Source organism: Nereida sp. MMG025 (assembly GCF_021654165.1).
Taxonomy (GTDB): Bacteria; Pseudomonadota; Alphaproteobacteria; order Rhodobacterales; family Rhodobacteraceae; genus Nereida.
This window is the reverse complement of sequence record NZ_JAKFZN010000027.1, coordinates 1-1,106: the sequence shown is the minus strand read 5'-3', so window position 1 is coordinate 1,106 and position 1,106 is coordinate 1. Positions and strand designations below refer to the sequence as shown.

The window sequence follows — 1,106 nt, the reverse complement described above, 5'->3', positions numbered from 1 at the left end:
TCATGCTGCCCCTCGAACACTCGGGCCTTATGGCGGATCTGGCCTGCGTAGATCGGGTTGGTCAGGATGTAGTGCAAGTGACTACGGTCGAACGGCTTGCCACCTTTGGTCGTTCCACTCTTGGCATCCGCTCTGATGCGGGTGACCAGCGCTTCGGCGTCGCAGGCCTGCTTTACCAACCCCACACTTTGGTGTGCGCGATAGAGCTCGAATATGCGCTTGATCACCTGTGCTTCCTTTGGCTCGACTTCAAGCGTGCGCCCACTTGCGCGGTAGCCCATGGGCACATTGCCTCCCATCCATAGGCCGCGCTTTTTAGACGCTGCGATCTTGTCGCGGATCCGCTCTGCCGTCACTTCGCGCTCGAACTGTGCAAAGCTTAGCAGCACGTTTAGCGTAAGCCGCCCCATACTGGTCGCTGTGTTGAAGTTCTGCGTGACCGAGACGAAGGACGCTTCATTGGCTTCCAGCCGCTCCACCAGTTTACCAAAGTCCGCCAGTGACCGTGTCAGGCGGTCGATCTTGTAAACTACGATCTGATCGACCTGCCGCGCTTCAACAGCCGCCATCAGCCTTTGCAGCCCTGCGCGGTCCAGATGTCCGCCCGAGATACCTCCGTCGTCAAAGCGCTCGGGCATGATCTCCCAGCCCTCATGCTTTTGGCTCAGCACATAGGCCTCACACGCCTCTCTTTGCGCATCCAGAGAGTTGAAGTTCTGCTCCAACCCATCCTCGGAGCTTTTGCGCGTGTAGATCGCGCAGCGCACCCGCCGCATCACGCCACACCAAAGAAGCGCGGGCCAGACCAATGCGCCCCAGTGATATGTTTGACCAGCGCGGTCAGGGAGCGCCACGGTTTGCCGTCCATAACGTAGCCGCTGGTTGTGACCTCAACGCGGTAGGTGCGTCCGTTCCACTCACGCACCAGCACATCGCCCGGCTGCGTCTTAGACGCTTTGGACGTCGCCTTGCCGTTCGCAGCCGCAGCGATCTTGCGCTTCGTTGATTTGGGCACCAGGCCAAAGACCGAGCCTTGCGCCTCCCACAAAAGCACCCGCTGCATGAACGCCACCGACAAGTGTTTGCACGGCGGCGCGCCAAACCGC

At 60.2% G+C, this 1,106-nt stretch carries 2 protein-coding genes; both read right to left on the bottom strand.

What is annotated here, in order from left to right; genetic code table 11:
- Positions 1–776 (bottom strand): recombinase family protein (locus L1065_RS15655; protein ID WP_237096450.1); only part of this gene is annotated, 776 nt, incomplete at its 3' end.
- The coding region (locus L1065_RS15650; protein WP_237096448.1) for a DUF2924 domain-containing protein at positions 776–1,106 on the bottom strand (331 nt) is incomplete at its 5' end. The genes L1065_RS15650 and L1065_RS15655, both read right to left, overlap by 1 nt.